The organism is Pseudomonas sp. 22085 (assembly GCF_052045815.1).
Lineage (GTDB): Bacteria > Pseudomonadota > Gammaproteobacteria > Pseudomonadales > Pseudomonadaceae > Aquipseudomonas > Aquipseudomonas glycinae.
Genome location: NZ_JBQEQA010000012.1, coordinates 109,388 through 128,589 on the forward strand (window position 1 = coordinate 109,388; position 19,202 = coordinate 128,589).

The window sequence follows — 19,202 nt, forward strand, 5'->3', positions numbered from 1 at the left end:
CTGGTTCCGCAGGTTTTCCAGCCGGCGCATTCCGAACTGCCACAGTCTGATGAACGGCTACGCAGCTCGCAGCCAACCAAAAACTAATGCTTACTAATAGACGAAAGCCTGCCTTGAAAAAAGCAGGCTTTCGTCTTTCGTCGTTTCTACCGCAAACAGCAGAGCAGGCGACTCGTCACCTCAAACCGTGACGACAATCTTCCCGACCTGCTGATTGGCTTCAAGAAAGCGATGCGCTTGCTGAATATCATCCAGGGCAAATGTCCTGGCAATGATCGGTTGCAGCGCGCCCGATGCCAGCCCGTCGCCGATGAAAGTCTTGGCGCGCGCCAGGATGGCCGGGTCGGAGACGATCTCCGTGTAGAGGTAACCCTTGAGGGTCAGGCATTTGCCGAGCACGGTGAACAGCGGGAATGGCGTCGGCTCCGGGCTCAGGGCGCCGTACTCCAGCAGGATGCCGCCCCGGGCCATGCTTTGGGTCAGCGGTTCGAACGACGGGCCGCCCACCGGATCGAACACCACTCGCGCGCCTTTGCCGTCGGTCAGCGCCATGACCGCTGCAACCATGTCTTCTTCGTCGCTGACGATCACGTGCGCCGCGCCGGCGTCGAGCAAGGCCTGTTTCTTGGCACGGGTGCGGGTGACGGCAATCGAGGTGGCGCCGACCATTTTGGCGATCTGGAAAGCTGCCAGGCCGACGCTGCTGGAGGCGGCGGTGACGATCACGAAATCGTCCTTGTGCAATTTGGCCTGTTCGACCAGCGCACCCCACGCGGTGACGTATTGCATCCAGGATGCTGCCGCTTGTTCAAACGACAGGTTCTGCGGGTGCTTGACGGTGAGGTGGGCGGGTATGTTGGCCAGTTCGCCGTAAGTGCCCCAGCGCGCGATGTCCAGCGGCGGAATCATACTGACGGCATCACCGATCTTGAACTCGCTGGCGTTGGCGCCAACCGCGACCACCACGCCTGCAGCTTCGTAGCCGAGACGACTGGGAAACTCCGCTTCCTGTAGATAGGCATGGTTGCGGAACATCACTTCGGCGCGATTCAGGCCAAAGGCTTTGACCTCGATCTGCACTTCGTCTGCTGCGGGCGCCGGGACGTCGACGTTTTCCAGTTTGAGGACGCTCGCGTCACCGTATTCATGAATCCTGACAATGCGTGCCATCTGTACTTCCTCGGTTATCGATGAAATTGCACTGGCGTAGGCCGGTGCCATGGACGCCAATTTAGGCTTTGGCCCGCTCCGGATAAAGTCCTGGGATGGCAGCAGCCTGTCACCGCCGCCCAGTCCGCGTACTCACATCCACCCAAACCGCCAACACCAGAATGCTGCCCTTGACGATCATCTGCCAGTAGCTGTCGACGTCGAGCATGGACATGCCGTTGTCCAGGCTGGTGATGACCAGGGCGCCGAGGAGGGCGCCGTAGACTGTGCCGGAACCGCCGCGCATCGAGGTGCCGCCGATGAAGCAGGCGGCGATGGCGTCGAGTTCGCCCATGCTGCCGGCCGAGGGTGAGCCGGCGGCCAGGCGCGCGGTGTTGACCACGCCGGCGAGGGCGCACATCACGCCCATGATTCCGAAAATCCACAGCTTCACGGCCTGCACATTGATACCGGACAGGCGCGTCGCTTCCATGTTGCTGCCCACGGAATAGACGCGTCGGCCGAACACGGTCTGGCTGGTCACGTAGCTGAAGCCGCCCAGCAGGATCAGCAGAAGCAGGACCGGCACGGGAATGCCGTCATAGCTGTTGAGGGTCTGGACAAAACCGGCCAGTACCGCGCCGATCAACAACACCCGTGCCACGTCTCGCACCATTGAGTGTGCCGCGAGGCCGTGAAGGGCGCGATTGCGCCGTTGTTTCCAGGTCAGGAACAACGTCAGTGCGAACAGCAGGACGCCCAGACCGGCACCGATCGCATGTGGCAGATAACCCTGGCCAATGTAGACGAGTTCCGGCGACACCGGCGCAATGGTCGTGCCGCCGGTGATCCCCAGCAAAATCCCCCGAAAAGCCAGCATCCCCCCAAGCCCCACGATGAATGACGGAATGCGCAGGTACGCCGCCATGTAGCCATTGGCGAGGCCGATCAGCAGTCCGCACACCACCACAAGGCTCAGGTTCGCCAGCAGCGGTATGTGATAGACAACGTCGAGAATGGCTGCTACGCCACCGAGCAGGCCCAGCAAGGAGCCGACGGACAGATCGATCTCGCCGCTGATGATCACCAGCACCATGCCGCAGGCGAGGATCCCGGTGATGGACATCTGGCGCAGCAGGTTGGAGAGGTTGCGTGGTGTCAGGAATCCGCCCTCGGTCTGCCAGCTGAAGAACAGCCAGATCAGCGCCACGGCAAACACCAGTGCGAGCATCTTGTAGCGGGTGAAGAGTTGTTTGACCTGATTCATTTACGCGGATTTCCGAGCTTTATTGTTATGGCTGTCAGGCTGGCTGAGTGCGGCGGCGAGCACCTGTTCCTGAGTGAGTTCGCGGTTGATGAAATCGCCCTGCAACCGGCCTTCGCCGATCACCAGGACGCGGTCGGAAACGCCGAGCACCTCGGCCAGTTCCGAAGACACCATGATGATCGACACGCCTTCGGCGGCCAGCATCCCCATCAACTTGTAGATCTCGTACTTGGCGCCGACGTCCACCCCTCGGGTCGGCTCGTCGAGAATCAGCACCCGGGGCCGGGTCAGCAGCATCTTCGCCAACACGGCTTTTTGTTGATTGCCCCCGGACAGGCTGGTGATCGGCAGGAACGGGCTCGCTGTCTTGAGGTGCAGGCGCGAAATTTCCCGATCAATGCTGCCCAGTTCGGCTTCGGCGTCGATGCGGGTCAGTTTCGAGAAACTGTCCAGCACCGCCAGGGTGATGTTCTGGCCGACACCCAGGTCGGGAATGATCCCCTGACGCTTGCGGTCTTCGGGTACCAGGCACACGCCGGCGCGGATTGATTTGAGCGGCGTGCAGGTGTCGATGAGTTGGCCGTCCAGCCAGACTTCGCCTTCGTGGCGACCGGGGTAGGCGCCGAACAGCGCGGTCACAAGCTCCGTGCGGCCTGCACCGACCAGCCCGGCGATGCCGAGGATTTCCCCGCGTCTGAGGCTGAACGAAACGTCGTCGACCCGTTTGCGTCTGGGGTTGTCGACGTCGTAGCAGGTGATGTGGCGCGCCTCGAAAATCACCTCGCCGATATCGTGGGGTTCGGTGGGGTAGAGGCTGCTCATTTCCCGACCGACCATCTGGGTGATGATCTGTGGAATATCCATATCCGCCATGGCGGTCGTGGCGATGTGTTGACCGTCGCGGATCACCGAAATGGTGTCACACACGGCGGCCACTTCATCGAGCTTGTGGGAGATGTAGACGCAGGCGACACCCTTGGCCTTGAGGTCGCGGATGATGTCCAGCAACACCTCGATTTCCGAACGGGTCAGGGCTGATGACGGCTCGTCGAGGATCAGCAGGCGTGCCTGCTTGTTCAGGGCCTTGGCAATTTCCACCAGTTGCTGATACCCGCCGCCGTACTGCGAAACCGGCAGCGACACGTTCATGTCCGGCACTTTCAGTTCGCGCATCAGGGCTTCGGCGCGGTGGATCATCGCCGGGTAATTCATCCGCCCACCCGGCAGCGTCAGCTCATGACCCATGAAAATGTTTTCGGCCACCGAGAGGTCGGGAACCAGCGTCAGTTCCTGGTGAATGATGACGATGCCGGCGGCCTCCGTTTCGCTGATCGATTGCGCCTTGAGCGGTTGACCGTCCCAGAGGATTTCACCGTCCCAGGTGCCATGGGGGTAGACCGCCGACAGGATTTTCATCAGCGTGGACTTGCCGGCGCCGTTCTCGCCGCACAGCCCGACGCACTCACCCGGCCGGACCTTGAGGTCGATGCCGTTGAGCGCTTTGACACCGCCGAAGGTTTTGACGATGCCGTTCATTTGCAGCAGGTAGTCGGACATGGCAGAGACTCATAAGCGGCAGATACGGGAATGAACCCGCAGGAGCGGAACGCCTGCGGGGGCATCACTCAGTGAGTGTCACTGTCCGGCGATCTGCGCCTTGGTATAGAAGCCGTCCTGTTCCAGCAGCTCGATGTTGTCCTTGGTCAGCGGGGTCGGGGTGAGCAGGATGGTGTCGACTTTTTTGCTGCCGTTGTCGTATTGCGAGCTGTAGGCGGGTTTCTCGTTGCGCGCCAGTTGCACCGAGAGTTTGGCGGCTTCGGAGGCAATCAGTTTCAGCGGCTTGTACACCGTCATGGTCTGAGTGCCGGAGATCACCCGCTTGACCGCTGCGAGGTCCGCGTCCTGCCCGGAGATCGGCACCTTGCCGGCCAATTGCTGAGCGGCCAGGGCCTGAATGGCGCCGCCGGCCGTGGCGTCGTTGGAGGCGACGATGCCATCGATTTTGTTGTTGTTGCGGGTCAGGGCGTTTTCAACAATGCTCAGCGCCTCGGTCGGGTTCCATTCCTTCACCCATTGCTGGCCGACGATCTTGATATCGCCCTTGTCGATGGCCGGTTGCAGCACCTTCATCTGACCTTCGCGCAACACTTTCGCGTTGTTGTCGGTGGGCGCGCCACCCAGCAGGAAGTAATTGCCCTTGGGCGCTGCGTGCAGCACGCCGCTGGCCTGCATTTCACCGACCTTTTCGTTATCGAAGGAAATGTAGGCGTCGATATCGGCGTTGAGTATCAGACGGTCATAGGACACGACCTTGATCCCGGCTTTCTTCGCTTCGGCCACCGCATTGGTCAGCACGGTAGCGTTGAAGGGCACGATGACGATGACATCGACGCCACGGGAAATCAGGTTTTCGATTTGCGAAATCTGCTTCTGTTCGTTGGCATCGGCCGACTGCACGAAGACCTTGGCGTCCATTTTTTCCGCTGCGGCAACGAAGTAATCCCGGTCCCGTGACCAGCGTTCCAGCCGCAGGTCATCAATGGAGAAACCGATTTTCGGGTGGGCAGCATCGGCCATAACCGGCAGCGAAAGCAACGCCAGGGCGCCGGCAAACAGCGTGCGTTTTACATTCTTCATGGTGGTGCGTCCTTTTATTTTTGTTTGAAAGACACGGCCTGACGATGAATATCGGGCTGGTGGAACTGTAGAGAATCAGTCGGCGAAACGGACTACAGATTTGTCGCGCAAATGTCACAGCGCCCACAGTCCCCTTTGGCGATCAGCGATAGATAAACCGGTTGACGACGTTTTCGAGCATTTCCTGCCGACCGCTGACGGCCTGCGGGTTCAGTTCGTTGGCGAAGGCGTGCTCGGCCAGGGACTGGAGATTGAACTCACCCGCCAGCACCGACTGGCCGAAGGGCTGCTGCCAGCCGGCATAGCGTTGGTCCTTGAGCCGTTGCAGCTGGTCGTTCTGGACCATGGCGGCGGCCCGCTCGAGCGACAGGGCGAGGACGTCCATGGCACCGACGTGACCGTGGAACAGATCGGTCTCATCGAGGCTCTGGCGGCGCACCTTGGAATCGAAGTTGAACCCGCCATTGCCGAAACCGCCGGCCTTGAGGATTTCATAGGTGACCAGGGTCATCTCCTCGACGCTGTTGGGGAATTGATCGGTGTCCCAACCGTTTTGCGGGTCGCCCCGGTTGGCATCGATGCTGCCGAAAATGCCCAGCGAGACGGCCGTCGCCACCTCGTGATGAAAACTGTGACCGGCCAGAGTGGCGTGGTTGGCCTCGATGTTGACCTTGATTTCCTTTTCCAGACCGAACTGCTGGAGAAAACCGAACACGGTGGCGCTGTCGTAATCGTACTGATGCTTGGTCGGTTCCTGCGGTTTGGGCTCGATCAGCAGGTCACCTTTGAAACCGATCTTGTACTTGTGCTCGACCACCATGCGCATGAAGCGGCCCAGTTGTTCGCGCTCGCGTTTCAAGTCGGTGTTGAGCAGGGTTTCGTAACCCTCGCGACCGCCCCACAACACATAGTTGGCGCCCTTGAGGCGTTGAGTCGCGTTCATGGCGCTGAAGACCTGGGCCGCGGCGCAGGCGAACACTTCAGGATCCGGGTTGCTGGCGGCGCCAGCGGCAAAGCGCGGATTGCTGAAGCAGTTGGCGGTGCCCCACAGCAGCTTGATCCCGCTTTCTTCCTGATGCCGTTCCAGGTGATCGACCATTTGGGCGAAGTGGTTGCGGTACTCCTTCAGCGAATTGCCTTCGGGGACGACATCCGTGTCATGAAAGCAGTAGTAATCGATACCCAGCTTGGAGAAGAACTCGAACGCGGCCTGCGCTTTGCCGATGGCCAGTTCCATCGGGTCACCGGCGTGTTGCCACGGGCGCTTGAACGTCCCGGCGCCGAACACGTCAGAGCCCGGCCAGACAAAGGTGTGCCAATAACAGGCGGCCATGCGCAGGTGTTCGCGCATGGGCTTGCCGAGGATGATTTTGTCGGCGTCGTAGTGGCGGAAGGCAAGGGGAGAATCGCTGGCAGGACCTTCGTAGCGGATCCGCTCGATATCGGGGAAGTACGGCATTGGCAATGTCCTTGTTGTTCTTGGGGCGTGTCCCGATACTAGCAACGGCCCTGTGCCTGCCGATTGCGAAAATCACCAACACGCAGTGCGATTTTGCGTATTGAGATTCGCCCTCTGCGCGCCTAGTCTGTGCAGATCGCCTCTACGGCAAGGGGCCCGGAACAAGCCTGAAAACAATGAAAACCGTACCGCCTGTTCACCGCATCGCCCTGTTGTTCAACGGCAGCAAGATCTATGACCGCGGCATCATCAGCGGCATCGGCAACTACCTGAGCAGCACGCGCGCGTCTTGGGACCTGTTTCTGGAAGAGGATTTTCTCTGCCGCTTGAAAGGTATCGAGCGTTGGCAAGGTGACGGGATCATCGCCGACTTCGACGATCCGCTGATTGGCGAGGCGCTGGCCGATATCAAGTTGCCCGTGGTAGCGGTGGGTGGTTCTTATCAGGATGAACGGGCCTATCCCAAGGGGATCCCGTACGTCGCGACTGACAATAACTTGCTGATCACCATGGCTTACGAGCACTTGATCGAGGCCGGGCTGCAACGGTTTGCCTGTTTCAGCCTGCCTGAGGCGCAGGCCAACCGCTGGGCCCAGGAACGCGAAAAGGCTTTTCTGCGATTGATGCAACGGGACGGCTTGCACGGCGAGGTCTATCGCGGCATGGGCACCAGCGCGCCGCTGTGGGACAGCGCCGTCGAACAGTTGATCGCCTGGCTGCAAAGCCTGCCCAAGCCCATTGGCATCATCGCGGTCAGTGACGCCCGCGCCCGGCAGTTGCTGCAAGCCTGCCTGACCGCCGGCATCGCCGTTCCGGAACAGGTGGCGTTGATCGGCATCGACAACGACCCGCTGACTCGCAGCCTGACCCGGGTCCCGCTAAGTTCGGTGATCCAGGGCACTGAAACCATGGGCCGCACCGCCGCGCAACTGCTGCACCAGATGCTGCACGGCAAACCGTCAACGGGCGCGCATGTCCTGATCCCGCCCGAAGCGATCAACGTCCAGGTGTCGAGCTTGCATCAACCGTTGGGCAACCCCTACGTGATGCAGGCGCTGCTGTTCATCCGCCAATATGCCTGTCAGGGCATCAAGACCGCGCAAGTGGCGGCCTATGTCGGCGTGTCGCGCTCATCGCTGGAGTCGCACTTTCGCACGGTGCGTGGTTGCAGCGTGCATGACGAAATTCTGCGTTTCAAACTGGCGGCGGCCACTCGCGGGCTGGAAAAAACCGACACGCCGATTGCGGACGTTGCCCGCAGTTGCGGTTTCAAATCCGCGCAGTACCTGCACACGGTGTTCCGTCGAGAGTTCGGGTGTACGCCCCGTGAATATCAGCAGGGCGCCCGATAGACGGCCACTCAAAAGCGATCCAGCCGATAGGGCTCGCTCGACGGAAGAATACGCGCCGTGTCCTGCGCCGATGGCAACACCATCCCCCCAACCATCTCCGCCGTCACCGCCGCCTGCGTCAGCCCCAGATGCTGATGCCCGAACGCAAGCAGCACTTTCCCGTCACACACCCGATCAATCACCGGCAACGAATCCGGCAGCGACGGTCGAAATCCCATCCACGGTGTGGCTGCCTCGACACTCAACTCATCACGAAACAACCCCTTGCTCAACCGATGCAACTGCCAGGCGCGGGCCATGGTCGGAGGGGCGTCGAGGCCGGCGAATTCGACGGTGCCGGCCAGGCGCAGCCCTTCGGACATTGGGGTCATGATGAATTTGCGTTCCAGCGAGGTGACGGGGAAGGGCAGTCGGTTGTGTTCGTAAGGCAGCATCAGGTGATAGCCGCGCTCGGTGTCCAGCGGGACTTTTTTGCCGGTCAGTGCAGCGGTGAGTTTTGCCGAGTGAGCGCCGCAGGCGATCAATACCTGGCGAGCGGACAGGGTGCCGGTTCCGGTCATCAGATTGACGCCATGCTCGTGCAGTTGCCCGCCCTGAACCGCCTGTTTCACAAACTGCACGCCGCTGGCTTTCGCCGCCTCGACCAATTCACGCACGACCCGGTAGGGATCTATGAAGTGCCCGGTGTTCGGGAAAAACAGTCCGCTCTGAATCCGTTCGCTGAGTTGCGGCGCGGCCTCGCGTACCGCACCGGCCTGCCACCAATCGACCGGCACTTGTTGCTGTTGCATGCGTCGCTGCAATGCTTCGAGTGCCGGGCGTGAGTCGGGTCGTTCGAACACCAGCAGCGAACCTTCCATCTTCAACAGCTCGGGGCGCTCGATGTCCTTGAGCAAGTGGTGCCAGGCGTCGAGCGAGCTTTCATTCAGCGCGCGCAACCCGGCAACGGTGCGCTGGAACGGCGCCGAGCGCAGGTTCAGCAACAGCCGCGCGAACCAGGGCAGGGCGCGGGGCAGGTATTTCCAGTCCAGGCGCAGCGGGCCCATCGGGTCCATGAGCATGACCGGCAGGCGTTTGAGGATCGAGCTGTCGGCAATCGGGAACACCTGCTCGGTCGCCAGATGCCCGGCGTTGCCGAACGAGGCGCCGTGGCCCGGTTCCTGCGGATCGATCACCACCACCCGCAAACCCTGACGGGCCAGGCGCAGGGCGCTCGCGACGCCGATGATGCCGGCGCCGACCACGGCGATGTCGTGCGGGTTATTCGGCATTTTTCGCGGTTTCCCTTTGGCCATCGAGCAAGCGACGCAGCGACAGTGGATTGGCGTGTTTGAGCGCGGTCGGCAGCAGGCTGTCGGGGAAATCCTGATAGCAGACCGGGCGCAGGAAACGCAGGATCGCCGCCGTGCCCACTGAGGTGGTGCGCGAATCGGAGGTCGCCGGGAACGGCCCGCCATGCACCATCGCATCGCAGACTTCGACCCCGGTCGGCCAGCCGTTGACCAGCAGGCGTCCGGCCTTGCGCTCCAGGGTCGGCAGCAAGGCGCGGGCCTGCTCCAGATCCTCGTCATCCAGATGCAGCGTGGCGGTCAGTTGGCCTTCCAGCTGTTCGAGCACCTGACGGATCTCAGCGTCGCTGGCGCATTGCACGATCAAGGAGGTGGCGCCGAAGGCTTCGGCCTGCAAGGTGTGGTCGGCGAGAAAGTCAGCGGCGTCGGTGACGAACACATGAGCCTGGCCCTGATTCGGTTCCGTCGCGCGCTGGCCGACGGCGGCAATACGCGCCCGGGTATTTTCCGCGAGAGCATTCACGCTGGACTCATAGGCGTTGAAGATCCCCGGCGTCAGCATGGTCTGCGCGGGGCTGCGCTGGATCAGTTCGGTGGTGGCGCCAATAAAGGCGTCCAACGCCGGCCCCTTGCGGGCGATGACCAGACCGGGATTGGTGCAGAACTGACCGGCGCCCAATGTCAGCGAAGCCACAAAACCCAGGGCCAATGCCTCGGCGCGATTTTGCAGGGCTGCCGGAAACAGCAACACCGGATTGATCGAACTCATTTCAGCGTATACCGGAATCGGCTCGGGCCGGGCTTGTGCCGCTTTGATCAGCGCGAGCCCGCCACTGCGCGAACCGGTGAAGCCGACTGCCTTGATCCGTGGATCGCTGACCAGCGCAATCCCCACTTCACGACCGAAGCCGTACAACAACGAGAACACACCATCCGGCAAACCACAGGCCTTCACCGCCCGCGCCACTGCACGTCCGACCAACTCGCTGGTGCCGGGATGGGCGCCGTGGGCCTTGATGATCACCGGGCAACCGGCGGCCAGCGCAGAAGCGGTATCGCCGCCCGCCACCGAGAACGCCAGTGGAAAGTTGCTCGCACCAAACACGGCCACCGGGCCCAGTGGAATCTGCCGCTGACGCAGATCCGAACGCGGCATCGGCTGGCGTTGCGGTTGCGCGCTGTCGACTCGCACATCCAGCCATTCACCGGCTCGCACGGTGCGGGCAAACAAGCGCAGTTGCTGGCAGGTGCGGCCCCGCTCGCCCAGCAGGCGCGGGCGCGGCAGGCCGGTTTCGGCCAGGGCGCGGTCGATCAGTTCGTCGCCCAGCGCTTCGATTTCGCCCGCGATGGTTTCAATGAATTCCGCCCGTGCCTCGAGCGATGTCTCGCGATAACGGTCGAGCGCCGCCCAGGCCAGTGCGCAGGCCTGCTCGACATGCTCGGCAGAGCCGCCGGCGTAGGCCGGTTGCAAAGGCGAGTTGGTGGCGGGATTGATCCCGTGGATGACGTCGCGGTCGCCGGTGAGGGTTTGCTGACCGATCAGCAGTTGGCCCGTCAGAGTCATGGCGCATTCCTTATCAATAAAACAGGTCACGAAAAGGCCCGCCGCCGTGGGGGCGGCGGGCTTGAGCGCAGCGGCAGGTCAGGCGAAGTTCTGTTCCGCCGACCAGTTTTCGTACCAGTGACGGAACAACGTGTACTGGGCTTCTGCGTAACGACGCTGTGAGTCGCTAAGGGCATCGGTTTCGTTGAAATGCAGGGTGTATTCCTTGTCGCCGTTGAGCACCATCAGGTGTTTGTAATACAGCACCAGATCCGTGCCTTCGTCGAAGGACGACAGCACCGCCAGCGCCGATTCCAGCTCACGGGCCTGACGCCGCGCCTTGGCGTCACCCTTGGCAGCCTGCTTGCTCAGGGCCACCAGTTGCAGCACTTCGCGGGGCAGGGCGTTGCCGATGCCGGTGATGGCGCCGGTGGCGTTACAGTTGACGAAACCGTGCACGACCTGGGTGTCGACACCGACCATCAAGGTCACGTCATCATCCTTGGAGGTGATGTTTTCAGCGGCGTAGCGCAGGTCGGCGCCACCGCCGAATTCCTTGAAACCGATCAGGTTCGGGTATTCACGGCGCAGTTCGAAGAACAGGTCGACGCGGGTGGCGAAGCCGTAGTAAGGGCTGTTGTAGATCACCGCCGGCAGGTTCGGCGCGGCTTGCAGAATCGCCGCGAAGTGGGCTTTTTGCGCCGCCGCCGAAGCACCACGGGACAGCACCCGAGGAATCACCATCAAACCCTGCGCGCCGACTTTCGCCGCATGGGCCGCGTGGGACACCGCTTCACGGGTGTTGACCGCGCCGGTGCCGACGATAGTCGGAATGCCGGCGGCCACCAGCCGCGCCACACCTTCCTGACGCTCCGCTTCGGTGAGCAGCGGCCAGTCGCCCATGGAGCCGCAGTACACGACCGCGCTCATGCCGATGTCGATCAGCTCGCGACCCTTGGCCACCAGCGCATCGAAGTCCGGTTTGCGCGCGGCGGTGCACGGGGTCATCAGGGCGGGCATGCAGCCGGTGAAGATGTTGTCGCTCATTATTGTTCTCCTTGGAACGGTCATTCAGAGGGGTTTGAAAATGCAGCGCGGCGGCTCAGATGCCCCACGCAAATGGATCGGTTTCGTCGATCAGCAACGTGCTGTCGGCGGTCATGTGGGCGCGGCCGGTGATGTAGGGGCGGATGCGTTCGCCTGCCCATTCGAAGCGGCCTTCGAACTGGCTGCCGGTGATGCTCGCTTGCACCCAGCGCTCGCCAGGCGCGAGTTTTTCGTCGGCGGCCAGGCATGCCAGTTTGGCGCTGGTGCCGGTACCGCAAGGGGAGCGGTCGTAAGCCTTGCCGGGGCACATCACGAAGTTGCGGCTGTCGGCCTCGGCGTCATTGGCGAACAGTTCGATGTGGTCGATGACCGCGCCGTCCTCGCCATGGATGCCTTGGTCTTCGAGGGCCTTGAGCATTTTCCAGGTGAGGTCGGTCAGGGTTTCGACGTTGTCCAGCGTCAGCGTCTGGCCGTGTTCGGAGATCAGGAAAAACCAGTTGCCGCCGTAGGCCACGTCGCCGAGGAAACGACCGTATCCCGGCACTTCCACCGCCACCTGTTTGCGTGAGCGATAGGCGGGCACGTTGCCCAAGGTCACGGCGCCGTCTTCATGCAGCGTTGCGCTGACCGGGCCGACCGGCGTGTCGATCTTGTGCACGCCCGGTGCGATCAGCCCCAGATGTTGCAGCGATGCGACGAGGCCGATGGTGCCGTGGCCGCACATGCCGAGGTAACCGGCGTTGTTGAAGAAAATCACGCCGCAGGTGGCGTCCGGCGACACCGGCTCGCAATACAGCGCGCCCACCAGCACATCGTTGCCGCGCGGTTCCAGCAGGCAGGCGCGGCGCCATTGGTCGTGCTGGTTGCGCAGGGCGTCGCGTTTCTCGGCCATGGTGCGGCCGGGCAGATCAGGAAAACCCTTCATCACCAGACGCGTGGGTTCGCCGCCGGTGTGGGAATCAATGACGTGTACTCGTTTCATGGACAGGTCCCGTTGAGTGATTTCAGTAAGCGCCGGCAGCGCGAGGATTGGTGTTGGAGGCAGGAGATGGAGACGCGACTTCGCTTTCATCCTCTTCCGATTCCAGACGCAGCAGGTGTGCCGGTACGCCGGTGGCCGCGCCCCAGTAATAAATACCCATCGCACAGGCTGCGACGACCAAGGTGTCGAACGGATGGGTGAGGATGCCCAGACCGCCGAAGGTGCCGAGTTTCGACAGGACGATGGTCACCGCGTAGAAGGCGATCAGCCACGCCGACGAGCGTACTTGCCGGGACAGACTGAGGTGGGCGGTCGGCACGAAGCGGCCGCAGAGCAGGTAGACGACGAACATCAGGATTTGCAGGCCGAGCAGCCAGGACACGGTGTTCCAGCCCGACCAGTAAACGATCAGCGCGGCGATGATGAACGACACCGGCCCCAGCACGCCCATGCACTTGACCCGGAACGGGCGCGGCATGTCGGGCGCATTGCGACGCAGCGCGGCGACGGTCACCGGAGCCACGGCGTAGCTCAGCACCAGCGCGGCGGATACCACATTGATCAGCGCTTCCCACGATGGGAACGGCAGGGTCCAGAACACCGAAAGGGCGAAGGTCAGCCACAACGCCGGACGCGGGATCCCGGACTTCGCGTCGATGTGGGTGAAGACCTTGAAGAACGTGCCGGTCTGCGCCCAGCCGTAGATCACCCGGGGCGTGGCGTTCATGTAAATGTTGCCGCAGCCGCTGGGGGAGATCACCGCGTCGGCGACCACCAGATACGCCAGCCAGCCCACGCCCAGCGCCAGGGCGATGTCGCGGTACGGCAGGGCGAATTCCTTGGATACCCCGGCCCAGCCATTGGCGAGCAGTTCGGTCGGGATGCCGCCGAGGAAGGCGGTTTGCAGCAATACGTAAATCGCGGTGGAAAGCAGCACCGACAGGATCAGCGCAATCGGAATGGTGCGTTGCGGGTTCTTCACTTCGCTGGCCACCGAGATGATCGGGGTCAGGCCCAGATAGGCGAAGATCACACCGCCGGCGGAGACGGCCATCTCGATACCCGAGAGACCGAATGGGGCGAAGCCTTGGATCTGAAAGTTTTCCGGTTTGAAGAAGGTGAACAGCACGCCGATCACCAGCAGAGGCACGATGAACTTGAACACGCTGACCAGGTTGTTGGCCTTGGCGAAGGTCTTCACGCTGCGGTAGTTGAGCAGAAAGAACACGCAGAGCAGACCGAACTGCACCAGCCAGCCGAGCAAGGTCGGATCACCGCTGCCAGCCTTGGTCAGGCTCGGAAACCAGGCCGCCGCGTATTGGCGAGAGGCAACCACCTCGATCGCCACCAGACTGGAAAACGCGATCAGTGTAATGAATCCCATCAGGTAACCGAGCAGCGGCCCGTGGCTGTAAACCGGGTAGCGCACCACACCGCCAGCGCGGGGCAATGCTGCACCCAGTTCGCAGTAGACGATGCCCAGCAGCAACACGGCGAACCCGCCCAGCAACCAGGAAAAAATCCCGGCCGGCCCGGCAATCGCCGACACGTGACTGGCCGCGAACAACCAGCCGGAACCGAAGATCGCCCCCAACCCGATAAAGGTGAGGTCGATCAATGAAAGTTGTTTTTTGAACTTGCCTTGGCCTGACATGGCATCGCCTTCTTGTGAGTTATTGGATAGGCAGGTGTGAGTCACTGGAACGGCTAAACAGTGAACTCATCAGGCGTCGGGCGATTGATGTTTTGCGCAGCTCTGAATGACGAAATCGGCACAGTTGCGAAGAAAGCCAGCGACGCTCGACACGCTTCGAACGTTGCTGCAATCTGCACGCGAACGCCTAAGCCCGATCCACTCACCGGGGAAAACCGTCACCATGCAGAACGCATTTGCGATCCTGAGCCAGGGCGATGAGCACAATCGTCCCCACACCCTCGACGCGCTGCTGGCCGGCGTGACACCGCTGTTGCCGATGCTGGACGTGATTCCGAACGCGGCGATCTTCATCAAGGATGTGCAGGCGCGGTACGTCCTGGCCAATCGCACGCTGGTGCAACGCTGTGGCCTGAAAGACCTGAAACCGCTGCTCGGCAAAACCAGTGCGCAGGTGTTTCCGGCGCAACTGGGGCCCGGTTATACCGAGCAGGATCGGCGGGTGCTGGAAGAAGGTTTCGTGCTGGAAGATCAGCTGGAACTGCACCTGTACGGCAGTCGCGAACCGGGCTGGTGCCTGACGCACAAACGCCCGCTGTACAACCGCGACGGCGAGATCATCGGCCTCGCGGGGATTTCGGTGGACCTGCAATCGGCCAGCGAAACCCACCCGGCGTTTCAGCGCCTGGCGGCGGTCGACGAACACATCCGCGCCCATTTCAATCGTCGGGTGACCCTGGGCGAATTGACGCGGATCGCCGGTATCTCGGTGGCGCAACTGGAACGTTACTGCAAACGGGTGTTCCACCTGACGCCGAGGCAGATGATTCAGAAAGTGCGACTGGAACATGCCCATCGCCTGTTGCATACCGAACTGCCGATCACCGAGGTGGCACTGCAATGCGGCTACACCGATCACAGTGCTTTCACCCGCCAGTTCAAGGCGTCGACCGGTTTTACCCCGCGTCAGTATCGGCAGGCGACAGAGCAATGAGCGGGTTTCGGTGGGCGATCAGCCCGCTCGTTTCAGCGTGTGTGCGACGTACAGTTTTGTGATCAGCCCGGCCATTGCCTTCGCTCCGAAACAACGGAAGTAAACGTAACCGTTGTCGGTCTCCAGACTGACGATCCGGGTAATGAATCCCCCCTCCAGAGTGACTTTGCGAATCGTGGCTATCGGGACTTCAACGTCCAGAACTCCGCCGGGCACCGCGCGGTTCATGGCATTGGCACTCATACGAATCCCGGACGGCGTGATCACCACTTTCCCACCCACCCAGAGTCCGCCGGGCACGAGAAAATTGGCCAGCCTGGACTTCAGCACTTCTTCAGCCACCTCAGACGCTCCCTTGTTTGATTGCTGTTGGAAAACCACAGGCCTGTTTACCTGACAAAAAACCAAATCGCCATGTGTTTCCTTCGTTCATTCATGCGTCGCAGTTGTCACTGTCCGTTCCCGCCTGTCTGGAGTTCACCCGATGCCTTCGCTGAAAACCCTGCCCGCTGCCTTGCTGGGGCTGGCCCTTGTCTGTCCGCTCAAGGCGCAATCCCAGGGGCTGGAACTGGGGCAAGTGCTGATCGGGGCCGAGGATCAGAGCGGTGAAGATGCGTCGGTGGAAGAGGCGAAGGCGCGTCTGGCCGAGGTGCCGGGTGGCAGCAACGTGGTGGATATGCGCCAGCCATTGCAGGGCCGGGTCGCGGGCAATCAGGACGTATTGGCGTATCAGCCGGGTGTCTATGCCCAGTCGGCGGGCAACGAAGGGACGAAGATTTCGATCCGTGGCTCGGGCATCAACCGTGCTCCCGGCGCCCACGCGTCCGGGCTGTACACGATGCTCGATGGTCTGCCGCTGACCGGCCCCGGCGGCACGCCTTACGAATTACTGGAGCCGTTGTGGCTCGACCATGTAGAAGTCCTGCGCGGTGCCAACGGATTTGATCGCGGTGCGCTGGCCCTCGGTGGCGCCGTCGATTACGTCAGCCACACCGGCTATAACGCGCCACTGCTGAATGTGCGCTATGTCATGGGCAGCCACGGTTATGCCCAGCGACAAGTCAGCTCCGGTCAGGTGCTGGGCGATTTCGATTACTACCTGTCGATGACCGATGCGCATTCCGACGGTTATCAGGATCACACCGCCAGCAAGAGTCAGGGCGTGATCGCCAACTTCGGTTATCGCTTCAATCCGAATCTGGAAACCCGCTTCTACATTCGTCACCGCGAGACCGACAACGACCTCGCCGGCCGGGTGACCAAACATTCCATCGAACACGATCCGCGCGCGGCCAACCCGGCCTACGTGACGCGCAACGACAGCCGCGACCAGCCTGGCAGCACCTTCATCGGTAACAAGACCACGTACTACATCGATGACGATTCGAGCATCCAGACCGGTCTGGTTTATCACGATTACCCGATGGACCTGCGCGAAGGCCCCAATCGCCTGAAGGTGGCGTACACCGATGTCAGCGGCACGTTCGACTACAAGCGCCGCGACACTCTCTGGGGGATGGAGAGCAACAGCACCGTGGGCCTGCGAGTGACCAAACACCTGCCCAACGACGGGGCCAGCGAATTGGTGCGTATTCCCGGCGGCAACACCGCTGGTTATGCTCCGGGCACGCATATGCGCAACTTCACTTATCAGGGTTCGGATTCTGTCCTGCACGTGGGCAACGACCTGGAAATCGCCGACGACCTGTGGCTGACCACCGGCCTCGCCGCGATCTACACCCGTCGCGAAAGCGCCGTGACCTACCCGGAAGGTGGCGGCAAGACCAGCCTCGGTGACTGGGACTATGCGCCACGTCTGGGTCTGCGCTATCAGGTGACGCCGGACCTGCAACTGTTCGGCAACCTGAGCCGTTCGGTCGAAGCGCCGCATCCGTGGTCGCTGGTCTACAGCTCCAACGTACGGTTCCCGGCCGGCAGCGGCGCCGCCACCGGCACCCAGCGCGACCCGGTCAAGCTGCAGAACCAGACCGCGACCACCCTGGAACTCGGCGGCCGTGGCGACAGCGCGTTGGGCGAGTGGAGCCTGGCCTGGTACTACGCTCAAGTGCGCCACGAATTGCTCTCGGTATTGCCGGACGCCAACGCCACAACGCCTTACGAACTCAATGCCAGCCCGACCGTGCACCAAGGTATTGAAGCCAGCCTGCTCAGCAACCTGTGGTCAGCAAACGATGGCGGCAAGTTGAGCCTGCGCCAGGCCTATACCTTCAGCGACTTCCACTACCGCGACGACGACCGCTTCGGCGACAACCGCTTGCCGGGCCTGCCGATGCATTACTACCAGGGCGAACTGCGCTACGACTTCCCGCAGGGGTTCTTCGCGGCGGTCAACACGCAACTGGTCTCGAAAACCGCAGTGGATTACGCCAACAGCTATTACGCCGATCCTTACGCCACCTTCGGCGCGACCCTCGGTTACAACGCACCGAAAGGCGACTGGCAGACCTGGCTGGACATGCGCAACCTGACCGACAAACACTACGCCGCTACAGTTACGCCGGGCTATGACGATAAAGGACTGGACGCCGCACGCTCCACACTGGGTGAGGGCATGGCGATGTATGTCGGGGTGTCGTGGAGTCTGCTTTGATCCGACGAAAGCGCGGTGATTGAAACCGTTCGATCACCGGACAGCCAAACCTTCGTCCAATTGCCCGATCCGCCACGCCGGCGTACTGTGACCGGTGATGGCGCAAACCGCGACCATCACCATAACGACAAGATCGAGTGCCTTGCCCATGGACAGCCGCCTGCTGAGCGACCGCAGCAGCGTGTTTCGCCACGCTGACCCGTATGCCGTCTCCGACTATGTGAACCAGCACGTCGGCCAGCATTTCATCGGCCTGTCCAGAACCACCCACCCGCAAGCCAGCCTCAACCACCGCAAACTCGCCGATCTCGATCTGTGCCGCATCAGCTATGGCGGCAGCGTTCGCGTGACGTCGCTGGCGCTGGAAACCGTGTATCACCTGCAAGTCCTGCTGCAAGGCAACTGCCTGTGGCGCGGGCACAAGCGCGAGCATCATCTGGTGCCGGGCGAATTGCTGCTGATCAACCCGGACGATCCGGTGGACCTGACTTATTCCGACGATTGCGAGAAATTCATCCTCAAGGTGCCGGTCAGCGTGCTGGAATCGGTGTGCGACGAGCAGCGCTGGCTGCATCCTGCCGGCGGCATCCGGTTTCTGCGCAATCATTACCGGCTCGACGAGCTGGAAGGGTTTACCAGCCTGCTGGGCATGATCTGCCAGGAAGCCGAAGCCAGCGATCCGTTGCTGCGGGTACAGGAGCATTACGCGCAGATCGTCGGCAGCAAACTGATTTCGCTGATGAACACCAACGTCAGCCGTGAATGCCTGAGTTCGCCGAGCGTCAGTTTCGAGCGGATCCTCGACTACATAGAGCGCAACCTGAAGCGGGATCTGCCCGCCGAACACCTCGCGGTCCAGGCGAACATGAGCCCGCGCTCACTGTACGCCCTGTTTGAACGCCAGCTCGGCGTGACCCCGATGCAGTACATCCGCCAGCGCAAGCTGGAACGCATTCATGCCTGCCTCAGCGACCCGAGCTGCCCGGTGCGCAACCTCACCGAACTGGCGCTGGACTACGGCTTCCTGCACCTCGGGCGTTTCTCCGAAAGCTATCGCCAGCAGTTCGGCGAATTGCCGTCCGTGACCTTCAAACGCCGCCACTGAATTCCCGCCCCGAAACAATCTGAAGCACCTGCTGCGCCGTCCTGCACAAAACGGATAGCGCTCTGCAGGATTCGGATATTGCCGCCCGCGTTGCCTCCCTAATCTGACCTGGC

General features: G+C 61.9%; 15 protein-coding genes. 4 read left to right on the top strand and 11 right to left on the bottom strand.

Annotated features, from left to right (window positions below; translation table 11 throughout):
• Positions 1–180: 180 nt before the first annotated feature.
• The 5 genes from ACTJK7_RS16475 to xylA form a co-directional block, all read right to left on the bottom strand.
• Positions 181–1,170 carry a zinc-dependent alcohol dehydrogenase family protein gene (locus tag ACTJK7_RS16475; protein ID WP_440780537.1) on the bottom strand — a complete coding sequence of 330 codons (990 nt, stop codon included), beginning with the start codon at positions 1,168–1,170 and terminating at the stop codon, positions 181–183.
• Positions 1,171–1,279: 109 nt separating this feature from the next.
• Positions 1,280–2,416 (bottom strand): sugar ABC transporter permease, encoded by a 1,137-nt coding sequence (locus ACTJK7_RS16480; RefSeq protein WP_323151327.1) that lies wholly within the window; start codon positions 2,414–2,416, stop codon positions 1,280–1,282.
• Entirely contained in the window at positions 2,417–3,973 is a 1,557-nt protein-coding gene (xylG, locus tag ACTJK7_RS16485) for a D-xylose ABC transporter ATP-binding protein (protein ID WP_323151328.1), read from the bottom strand.
• A gap of 78 nt (positions 3,974–4,051) precedes the next feature.
• Complete coding sequence (gene xylF, locus ACTJK7_RS16490; protein WP_323151329.1) at positions 4,052–5,053, bottom strand: D-xylose ABC transporter substrate-binding protein; 1,002 nt, start codon at positions 5,051–5,053, stop codon at positions 4,052–4,054.
• 142 nt (positions 5,054–5,195) lie between these two features.
• On the bottom strand, positions 5,196–6,512 hold the full coding sequence (xylA, locus tag ACTJK7_RS16495; protein WP_323151330.1) for a xylose isomerase: 1,317 nt from the start codon (positions 6,510–6,512) through the stop codon (positions 5,196–5,198).
• A gap of 176 nt (positions 6,513–6,688) precedes the next feature.
• On the opposite strand from xylA, the gene ACTJK7_RS16500 reads away from it, so the two are divergent.
• Complete coding sequence (locus ACTJK7_RS16500) at positions 6,689–7,864, top strand: XylR family transcriptional regulator (RefSeq protein WP_323151331.1); 1,176 nt, start codon at positions 6,689–6,691, stop codon at positions 7,862–7,864.
• Between the two features lie 8 nt (positions 7,865–7,872).
• Here the strand turns inward: ACTJK7_RS16500 and ACTJK7_RS16505 are convergent, their stop codons facing one another.
• From ACTJK7_RS16505 to ACTJK7_RS16525, 5 genes are all read right to left on the bottom strand, one after another.
• Entirely contained in the window at positions 7,873–9,135 is a 1,263-nt protein-coding gene (locus tag ACTJK7_RS16505) for an NAD(P)/FAD-dependent oxidoreductase (RefSeq protein WP_323151332.1), read from the bottom strand.
• A complete protein-coding gene (locus tag ACTJK7_RS16510) occupies positions 9,125–10,717 on the bottom strand; it encodes an aldehyde dehydrogenase (NADP(+)) (RefSeq protein WP_440780534.1) in 1,593 nt (530 codons plus the stop codon). Before ACTJK7_RS16510 ends, ACTJK7_RS16505 begins: the two co-directional genes overlap by 11 nt.
• A 78-nt stretch (positions 10,718–10,795) precedes the next feature.
• Positions 10,796–11,743, bottom strand: coding sequence for a dihydrodipicolinate synthase family protein (locus ACTJK7_RS16515; protein WP_323151334.1), 948 nt, complete (start codon positions 11,741–11,743; stop codon positions 10,796–10,798).
• A gap of 55 nt (positions 11,744–11,798) precedes the next feature.
• Entirely contained in the window at positions 11,799–12,725 is a 927-nt protein-coding gene (locus ACTJK7_RS16520) for a 4-hydroxyproline epimerase (RefSeq protein WP_108561459.1), read from the bottom strand.
• 22 nt (positions 12,726–12,747) lie between these two features.
• Complete coding sequence (locus ACTJK7_RS16525) at positions 12,748–14,379, bottom strand: APC family permease (protein ID WP_108561461.1); 1,632 nt, start codon at positions 14,377–14,379, stop codon at positions 12,748–12,750.
• Between the two features lie 223 nt (positions 14,380–14,602).
• Here ACTJK7_RS16525 and ACTJK7_RS16530 point away from each other — a divergent pair, with 223 nt between their 5' ends.
• Entirely contained in the window at positions 14,603–15,373 is a 771-nt protein-coding gene (locus ACTJK7_RS16530; RefSeq protein WP_108561463.1) for an AraC family transcriptional regulator, read from the top strand.
• Positions 15,374–15,391: 18 nt separating this feature from the next.
• Here the strand turns inward: ACTJK7_RS16530 and ACTJK7_RS16535 are convergent, their stop codons facing one another.
• Entirely contained in the window at positions 15,392–15,715 is a 324-nt protein-coding gene (locus ACTJK7_RS16535; protein WP_082934460.1) for a hypothetical protein, read from the bottom strand.
• 142 nt (positions 15,716–15,857) lie between these two features.
• On the opposite strand from ACTJK7_RS16535, the gene ACTJK7_RS16540 reads away from it, so the two are divergent.
• Positions 15,858–17,984, top strand: coding sequence for a TonB-dependent receptor family protein (locus ACTJK7_RS16540; RefSeq protein ID WP_440780531.1), 2,127 nt, complete (start codon positions 15,858–15,860; stop codon positions 17,982–17,984).
• Positions 17,985–18,132: 148 nt separating this feature from the next.
• Entirely contained in the window at positions 18,133–19,089 is a 957-nt protein-coding gene (locus ACTJK7_RS16545) for an AraC family transcriptional regulator (RefSeq protein WP_108561467.1), read from the top strand.
• Positions 19,090–19,202 lie beyond the last annotated feature (113 nt).

Bases quoted from the DNA above. Each gene is read 5' to 3' on its own strand.
- ACTJK7_RS16475 (WP_440780537.1), bottom strand. From the start codon at position 1,170: ATGGCACGCATTGTCAGGATTCATGAATACGGTGACGCGAGCGTCCTC.
- ACTJK7_RS16480 (WP_323151327.1), bottom strand. From the start codon at position 2,416: ATGAATCAGGTCAAACAACTCTTCACCCGCTACAAGATGCTCGCACTG.
- xylG (WP_323151328.1), bottom strand. From the start codon at position 3,973: ATGTCCGACTACCTGCTGCAAATGAACGGCATCGTCAAAACCTTCGGC.
- xylF (WP_323151329.1), bottom strand. From the start codon at position 5,053: ATGAAGAATGTAAAACGCACGCTGTTTGCCGGCGCCCTGGCGTTGCTT.
- xylA (WP_323151330.1), bottom strand. From the start codon at position 6,512: ATGCCGTACTTCCCCGATATCGAGCGGATCCGCTACGAAGGTCCTGCC.
- ACTJK7_RS16500 (WP_323151331.1), top strand. From the start codon at position 6,689: ATGAAAACCGTACCGCCTGTTCACCGCATCGCCCTGTTGTTCAACGGC.
- ACTJK7_RS16505 (WP_323151332.1), bottom strand. From the start codon at position 9,135: ATGCCGAATAACCCGCACGACATCGCCGTGGTCGGCGCCGGCATCATC.
- ACTJK7_RS16510 (WP_440780534.1), bottom strand. From the start codon at position 10,717: ATGACTCTGACGGGCCAACTGCTGATCGGTCAGCAAACCCTCACCGGC.
- ACTJK7_RS16515 (WP_323151334.1), bottom strand. From the start codon at position 11,743: ATGAGCGACAACATCTTCACCGGCTGCATGCCCGCCCTGATGACCCCG.
- ACTJK7_RS16520 (WP_108561459.1), bottom strand. From the start codon at position 12,725: ATGAAACGAGTACACGTCATTGATTCCCACACCGGCGGCGAACCCACG.
- ACTJK7_RS16525 (WP_108561461.1), bottom strand. From the start codon at position 14,379: ATGTCAGGCCAAGGCAAGTTCAAAAAACAACTTTCATTGATCGACCTC.
- ACTJK7_RS16530 (WP_108561463.1), top strand. From the start codon at position 14,603: ATGCAGAACGCATTTGCGATCCTGAGCCAGGGCGATGAGCACAATCGT.
- ACTJK7_RS16540 (WP_440780531.1), top strand. From the start codon at position 15,858: ATGCCTTCGCTGAAAACCCTGCCCGCTGCCTTGCTGGGGCTGGCCCTT.
- ACTJK7_RS16545 (WP_108561467.1), top strand. From the start codon at position 18,133: ATGGACAGCCGCCTGCTGAGCGACCGCAGCAGCGTGTTTCGCCACGCT.